The organism is Paeniclostridium hominis, assembly GCF_014306135.1.
GTDB lineage: Bacteria > Bacillota > Clostridia > Peptostreptococcales > Peptostreptococcaceae > Paraclostridium > Paraclostridium hominis.
Genome location: NZ_JACRWD010000016.1, coordinates 1 through 7,323 on the forward strand (window position 1 = coordinate 1; position 7,323 = coordinate 7,323).

General features: G+C 25.2%; 9 protein-coding genes. 2 read left to right on the forward strand and 7 right to left on the reverse strand.

What is annotated here, in order from left to right:
* Positions 1-235: hypothetical protein (locus tag H8891_RS14705; RefSeq protein ID WP_187006986.1), on the forward strand; the 235-nt coding region annotated here is incomplete at its 5' end.
* A gap of 27 nt (positions 236-262) precedes the next feature.
* On the opposite strand, the gene H8891_RS15750 is transcribed toward H8891_RS14705, so the two are convergent.
* Positions 263-355, reverse strand: coding sequence for a winged helix-turn-helix transcriptional regulator (locus tag H8891_RS15750; protein ID WP_408637175.1), 93 nt, complete (start codon positions 353-355; stop codon positions 263-265).
* 514 nt (positions 356-869) lie between these two features.
* Between H8891_RS15750 and H8891_RS14715 the strand changes: the two genes are divergently transcribed.
* Positions 870-1,529, forward strand: coding sequence for a YczE/YyaS/YitT family protein (locus tag H8891_RS14715; RefSeq protein ID WP_270648168.1), 660 nt, complete (start codon positions 870-872; stop codon positions 1,527-1,529).
* A gap of 634 nt (positions 1,530-2,163) precedes the next feature.
* Here H8891_RS14715 and H8891_RS14720 read toward each other — a convergent pair.
* The 6 genes from H8891_RS14720 to mobQ form a co-directional block, all read right to left on the reverse strand.
* A complete protein-coding gene (locus H8891_RS14720) occupies positions 2,164-2,676 on the reverse strand; it encodes a hypothetical protein (RefSeq protein WP_187006987.1) in 513 nt (170 codons plus the stop codon).
* A 536-nt stretch (positions 2,677-3,212) separates the two neighbouring features.
* The gene (locus H8891_RS14725) at positions 3,213-3,710 is read right to left on the reverse strand and encodes a hypothetical protein (protein ID WP_187006988.1); all 498 of its coding nucleotides are present in this window, start codon (positions 3,708-3,710) and stop codon (positions 3,213-3,215) included.
* A 75-nt stretch (positions 3,711-3,785) separates the two neighbouring features.
* Positions 3,786-4,109 carry a hypothetical protein gene (locus H8891_RS14730; protein WP_187006989.1) on the reverse strand — a complete coding sequence of 108 codons (324 nt, stop codon included), beginning with the start codon at positions 4,107-4,109 and terminating at the stop codon, positions 3,786-3,788.
* Positions 4,110-4,246: 137 nt separating this feature from the next.
* Positions 4,247-5,509 (reverse strand): DNA-binding response regulator, encoded by a 1,263-nt coding sequence (locus H8891_RS14735; RefSeq protein WP_187006990.1) that lies wholly within the window; start codon positions 5,507-5,509, stop codon positions 4,247-4,249.
* Positions 5,510-5,622: 113 nt separating this feature from the next.
* Positions 5,623-5,784: a hypothetical protein gene (locus H8891_RS14740; RefSeq protein ID WP_187006991.1), complete on the reverse strand. Its 162-nt coding sequence runs from the start codon at positions 5,782-5,784 to the stop codon at positions 5,623-5,625.
* Positions 5,774-6,922, reverse strand: coding sequence for a MobQ family relaxase (gene mobQ, locus H8891_RS14745; RefSeq protein WP_187006992.1), 1,149 nt, complete (start codon positions 6,920-6,922; stop codon positions 5,774-5,776). The genes H8891_RS14740 and mobQ overlap by 11 nt, the downstream gene beginning before the upstream one ends.
* Positions 6,923-7,323 lie beyond the last annotated feature (401 nt).

A 7,323-nucleotide genomic window follows, 5' to 3' on the forward strand; every position in this document is an offset into this window, starting at 1 on the left:
TATAGAAGAAAAAATAAAACAACTAAAAGCTCAAAAACAAACTTTAATTCAAAAGGAAAAAGAAAAAGAACGTAAAGCTAGAACTAAAAGATTAATTGAAATTGGAGCTATATTTGATAGCATGGGTATTACCTCTACAGAATTGGCTAATGAATTTAAAAATCATTTTAAAGATAATGAAAAATCTAAATTATGGTTAGAAAATTTTATAGAAAAAAATAAGGTTAAGTCTTAATAAGAACTTAGCCTTATTTTTTTCTATTTATAAATATATTTTTTCTAAAAATCTTAATTGTTGAGTTAACATCTTTTGACTTATCTTTGGTATTAAATCAATAAATTCATTATATCTAATAACCTAAGGAATTCCTAAATTCCATAGTATAAAAGGCTTCTATTTACCACTGGTCAATGTATAAAAATATAACAATATTTATAAAATCTCGCTGAGATTAAAATATCTATATTTATGATAATTTATGATAAAATATAAATATTGTGAATGCCATATATTACGAAATTGATATAGTCATAGGATAGAATCTTGAGTTTATTAATATTTAAAGAAAATATAAGTACGTACTTAGAAATAAAAAAACAGGTAATGTAAATATAAGATATATCACAATCAACATAACTTATAATATGTATGATACTTTGTATCCTAATTTATACCATGGTAGAATTATGGCAAATGGAAGTATATAGTTACTTATAATTATCAAAATAGGACTCGTAGAACATAGAATTAAACAAAATTTATAGATTTTTGGCAACAGCAAAAAATCACATCCTAACATTAATGATATGTATTATCATTAATTAAAAATAATAATCAAAAATTTATAATTTTGGGAAAGAGGTACTTTGTGAAAATTAATGTAGTTAGATTAATTAGATTGATGGTAGGACTTATGTTTTGTGCACTAGGAATAGTATTAATGATAAATGCCAATTTAGGATTGTCACCATGGGATGTATTACATGAGGGAATATCAAAAAGTATAGGAATAACTATGGGACAAGCTAGTATATTAATTTCAGCTATAGTTATAATTTTAGATATATTTTTAGGTGAAAAACTAGGTCTCGGAACTATTTTAAATGTTATTACAATAGGATGGTTTATGGATATTCTGATGTTAAATAATATAATTCCAGTAGCAAATACATTTAGTTTGGGAATTTTAATGACATTTTTAGGTATGATTTTAATGAGTGTAGGATGCTATTTATATATAGGATCAGGACTTGGTAGTGGTGCAAGAGATGGCATGATGGTTGCCCTTCAAAAAAGAACTGGAAAACCAATTAGTGTAGTAAGGGGTGGGTTAGAGGTCGGAGTCCTTATTACGGGATTTTTACTTGGTGGAACAGTTGGTGTTGGAACAATTATCAGTAGTATTGGATTAGGGTATTGCATACAATTAGTATTTAAAATACTTAAATTTGATGTGTCCAACGTTGATCATATCTATATAATGGATAGTATTAAATATATTAAATCTAACAAATATACTAATGAATAGTCTAGTAAAAAAGCCCTTAGAATCCAAATAAATGGATTCTAAGGGCTTTTTTACTAGATATCTTTAAATAAATTTTTAGAGTATACTTTATTGTTACAAACCATGTATTTTTTAATACGTAAAGTAACATAAATACATTTAAATTATTCAAATTTAAGTAATTTATTAATAAAAAATTATACTTGAAGTAAAATGCTAATTTTTTAATATACAAAAAACACTATACTTGTTGTAAATAGCAGTTAAAATCACCTTAATGTAAGAATTCCGTATTTTCCCGACGCTACCTCAGTTAGAAAGAAATCCAGAGATAACAATGAAAAAAATATATACTACTTATTTTTAAGTAATTTCATTGCTGTTAATATTATAATCGAACTCACTATATGAATAATTATGTAAATACAACTAATATTTCGAATATTTATTATCAAAAAAAACGTTTCTATAATTAGGTAATAATATCCAATAATTTTATATGGTTTTATATTTGTTTTATACTTGTTATCACTATGATTTTTTTCATATAGCTTTTCAAATATATATATCCCATAATATACCATAACATACATTGATAAAATTAAATGAACTATAAACTGTGCTTTATCGCTATATAAAAAATTTACCATAGTAGTTAATTACCTACTACATAATAGAAATTTGTTCTAGTCCAAGTTGCTCCTTGAGCAGAATGTGGTGGATATGGATTTAATACAGTTGATGAATTGCTGTATAGATTTAATCTTTTAGCAGTACCTGCAATTTCTGCCAAAGTTTTTACAGGTACTATTAAGTCTATAACATCTATAACTTGCGCTTTACCTAATACTACTTGCCCCACTTTATATATAACACACGCTCCCAATACTATAGGCATTGCTTTATTTATTCCTACTTTTGCTACATGATATACCTTTGATAATGATTTTTCATCAGATCCATCTGCATTTAATTTAGATAGATATTCCTCTGCTTCTTCTAAACTGTCACTTACTTCTAATAATTCACCATATCCGTTGTAAATTTCAAATTTCTCTTCTGTACTATTTTTAGTACTAGCTAGCGATTCGTTATTATAAGTTAATGCGCTAGTACTAGAAGTAAAAGAAAGTAAAAATATACTTAACATAGCTATAAATTTTTTCATTTTTTTCTCCTTTTAATAAAAAAATTTTTTAATATATTACAATATGTAAAATATTAAAATAATAAATTGAATATTTTAATATTAAAATCCTCCTTTTAATAAAAAAATATTTTTAACATATTACAATATTTCGATTAAGTATTGCTATATCTATGTTCTTTTAATTTTAACCATTAAATTATAGTTTTTATAAATAAAAATAAAACTTGAAACAAAGAATATTTATAGATTTTCTATATTCTTGTTGGTGGATTATATTTGGAATAATAGCTATGCTTTATCCAATTTTATCAGGACATAGATAATCTAAACAATTAGTCCTAAAATTTAGATTTAGGGAATAGTTATATATAAGAAAGAGTGAACATATTGGAATTACTGTATTCCTTTATATTCACTCTTTTTTTATTTTTTTGTTATTTATGAAACTTTATTTTTTAAATTTTTATTAATTCGATATAAATAAATTATTTTATAAATTTAACTTTATTTATATTTGTATTAATTGTATTTATTTTGTATTTTACTTTATTTTATTATTTATATTTCTCCATAAATTCTACCAGAGCAGTTCCCAATATATCTTGGACTTTATAACTTGAATTTCTTTTGCAAAATTTACTAAATTCTATTTGAACTTCTTTATTTAGTCTATAACATCTTGATACAGTTTCACCTTCTAAAGCTCTTACATCTATTTCATTAAAACCAATCTCTTTTGATTCTATTTTCAATTTATTTACTTCTTCATTTAAAGCCTTCATTTGCATTTCTAAGCCTTTTATTTTTTCAAATAATACATTTGTATTAATTGTATTATTTATCTCGTTTAAATCCTTATTAATTGATTTTTCTATATATTTATTACTTTGCTTATCATATACATATCCTATTTTTTCAAACCTATATCTTAATGTCTTTCTTGATACTTTTATTTCTTCACTTATTTTAGTTAATGACTTGTTTTCAAGTTCTTTATTTATAAAATCTATCTGATCCTTTACTTCCAAATTATTAAATACTTCTTTATTCAAGTAATTTACCTCCTTAAATTTGTTGTATTAACTGTATTTATTGTATTAAAAAAGTGCATTTCCTCTAAATGCACTTTACTTTTTATTTTTATATTTTGAAAAACTAACCACATTATTTTTTATTGGAACTACTTCTTTGACTTCTTCTTTAAACTCTTTCAATCTTCTTTTCTCCAATCTTTCCATAAATGCTTTTTTTGCTTTATCTACTATTTCATCATCTAAATCTATATATTCAAATGTCTGTTTATCTAAATACTGATACTTGCCATCTTCTTCATTAAGTGTATATTCTAAGTAATCTTTTAAAAGCTCTTCATTACTAAGTTCTTTATCATAATACTTTAAATAAAAAGTAATACTGCCACTAATTTTTAACCATAACTTCTGAACATCCATACCTATCAACCTCCTTTTTAGATACAGGTACTACGTACCCTATAATACAAGCGCAGAAAAAATGAGACCTTTTTTTTTTTATGCTATCATGCTAAAATTAAAGTGGTAACAAGACAACTATAAAATAAAAGAATGACTTACGCCAATAAGCCATTCTTTTTCATATAAGTAATATGACGTTTTAAAGTTTTTAAAGGAATATTTAACTCATTTGAAATTTCCTGATTCCTAAGTCCTTGCCCTCTAAGGACTTTTATTTTTTCCCTTAAAAGCTTTAATTCCTCTTGTTTTGTCATCTTACCTTGTTCTTTTAATTTACTTGCATATCTATTTTTTTCTCTAGCTCTATGTCTAGCTTTGTACTCATTTTTTGATATGATTGTTATCATATGTTTTTGTTCTTCTTCTGTTATTTGTAAAAGTTCTATTAATGTTTCATTTTTATATTTATAATCTTTATTCTTGCTTTTATATGCTCTTTCTGCGCTCTCTGTTGCCTTTGTAGCCTCTTTTTCTGTTAACGGCTTATCAAACATCCTATTAAGTTCTAAAGTGTCATTTAAAGCCTTATTTTCATCTTCAAAGAAATAATTTAAATAATATCTATATAAAAATAGTATCATTTCTCTTTCGCCTTCTATATCGTAGCTTCTTAACTCACATAACTTTACCAAATCTGTTATTCTTGCTAAATATAATGATCTTTCATTAAATACATAAACTACTTTTTTAGGTCTTCCTCTTTTCTTTGGAGCTGTTGCTTTGCCTTTTTCTTTCTTAGGTATTTCAGGCAAGTATTCTTCTTGAATTTCTCTTAATTTATAAACATATTCATTTGTTTCTAATATCTTAACTATTGTATTACTTTTAGAATTTATACTTCCTGGAACTCTTAGTACCCTTGTCGGGTCTAATGCCATTCTATCTGCTCCAAATTCTTTTAATTCTTTATATATGTATTCTTCTATAGCTTTCCATAGTGGTAGTGCCATGTATGGAACTGGCTCTATTAACCATATTAAATATAATCCTCTTCCACTATCAATTATTAAATTTGGTATTGGAATTGTCTTTCCAAAGTAGTTATCATCTAAATTCATAAGTATTTGTGTTTTTGTAAATTTAGTTTTATATGTATCAAGATCCATATGAATACAATTAATTTCTTTTAAATTTTCTATACGTCTATATGTTTTATAAAATGTATTTAATGATATATATGTATTTTCTTGTGTAAAATCTATGTCTAATAATTGATTTAGCTTGTAATGCCACTGTCTAAATACTCCTTCATTTATTTCAGCTTTAGTTATCCAACCTTTACTTTTTCCATGAATAGCATTTATATATATTTGGCTTTCATCTTCATATTCTTCTACTTTTCGTAGAACTTGTCCCATTTATTCACCTCCCCCAATTACAAATAACAATTTCATTATATCATATGCTTTCTCTATTTTTCAGCACTTCTCTATCTTAGTGCCTATATTCCTTCTTATTTCGATTCTTTAACCTACATACCTCTATATTCATGTAAATTTATTATTTTATTTTTTATTCTATGTATATCACCTTTTACTACTGACATCGATCCACTTAATATCAAGAATACAGCTATAATTGCTATTATTATTTTTTTGTATTTAGCGTTATCTTTTTCTATTTTAAAGTTCAAATCCTTTCTCAATTTTCCTAACATTTCGCTTAACTCTTCTATTTGGTTCTTGCTCTTTATTTGACTGTCTTTCAAGATCCATCTTTCTTCTCTCAATTCTTTTATTGTACTTTCTAAGTTCTTCTCTAGCTGCTCTATCTTGCTCTCTTTTATCTCTAGTAATCTTTTTAAGTTCTTCAGTTCTTTTTCGTACTTCAAGTCTATTCCTATCGCCAATTCCTCCGATTCCTTTTGTGAGTTCATTAACTCCTTCTTCAGTTTCAATATTTCTGTTTCTAGCTCCATTATCTTTAATTCGCTCATTTTCTAGTTCCTTCATTTCTTCATATAACTTAATTTGATTTTCTATTATGTCTATCTTTTTATTTTCTTCTTGGATTTTTCTATTGATATCTCCTATTTCAGTTTTTATGCCTTTCTTTTCCATAGCTCTTACAGTTGGTCCTTCATGTCTAGTTGCAAGTTTATCTATTCCTCGATCTTCATAACTTCTATGGTCAATTCTTTCTTTTCTATTTGCCTTTTCTAAGAATTTATTAGCATATATAGCCCATTGCTCTCTCCAGTGTTCTAGAGTTTCTTTTTTATTCCAATTAGTAGTTTCTATTTTTCTAGATTTTGCATTTCCATTTTTGCTATAAGTTTTATTCCCATTTTTATCTAATATGTATTCCTTTTTTGCTTTGGCTCCCCATTCTCCATTTTCTTCAAAAGGTCTCATGGTTAGCATTATATGACTATGTGGATTTCCATCTTTTTTGTCATGGATCACTACGTCAGCTACCATTCCTTTATTTGAAAAATTATCTATTACATATTCTCTTAGCAATTCTATTCTTTCTTTTTCATTTAATTCAATTGGTAAAGCTATATCTATTTCTCTTGCAAGTTGACTATTTTTACTTTTTTCTATTTGTTCTACTTCATTCCATAATTGCTCTCTATCTAGTACCCAATTTGGAGCATTAATTGGTTTAAAAATTTCTTTATATATTACATCTTTTCTTTTGGTATAGTCATGGATTAATCCATCTCTTTTGTTATATAATTTTTCACCACTTCTATATGCACTTGATGCAATTGAAGATTTCCCTTTTGATCTACTTATTATTTTTGTAGATAGATGATATATTGCCAATATATATTATCTCCTTTCTTTATAATTAATACATTTGTATTAATTTTGTATTTAAAAATATTTTATATTTTTATAAAGCTCTCTGCAAGAGCGCACACACCTTTTTAGGTGTATAAGTGCGCCTTTCGGATTATACTACCACAAAATAATTGTAATATATATTTATACATATAAACTTTGTTTTCATTATAGTATTGAAAATTTATTTTTTCAATACTATAATTTTATTTATAAATAAAATTAGGAGGTTTTTATTTTGAATACAAATAAAAAATTAAATGATATAGAAGAAAAAATAAAACAACTAAAAGCTCAAAAACAAACTTTAATTCAAAAGGAAAAAGAAAAAGAACGTAAAGCTAGAACTAAAAGATTAATTGAAATTGGAGCTATATTTGATA

Bases quoted from the DNA above. Each gene is read 5' to 3' on its own strand.
- H8891_RS14735 (WP_187006990.1), bottom strand. From the start codon at position 5,509: ATGGGACAAGTTCTACGAAAAGTAGAAGAATATGAAGATGAAAGCCAA.
- H8891_RS14730 (WP_187006989.1), bottom strand. From the start codon at position 4,109: ATGGATGTTCAGAAGTTATGGTTAAAAATTAGTGGCAGTATTACTTTT.
- H8891_RS14720 (WP_187006987.1), bottom strand. From the start codon at position 2,676: ATGAAAAAATTTATAGCTATGTTAAGTATATTTTTACTTTCTTTTACT.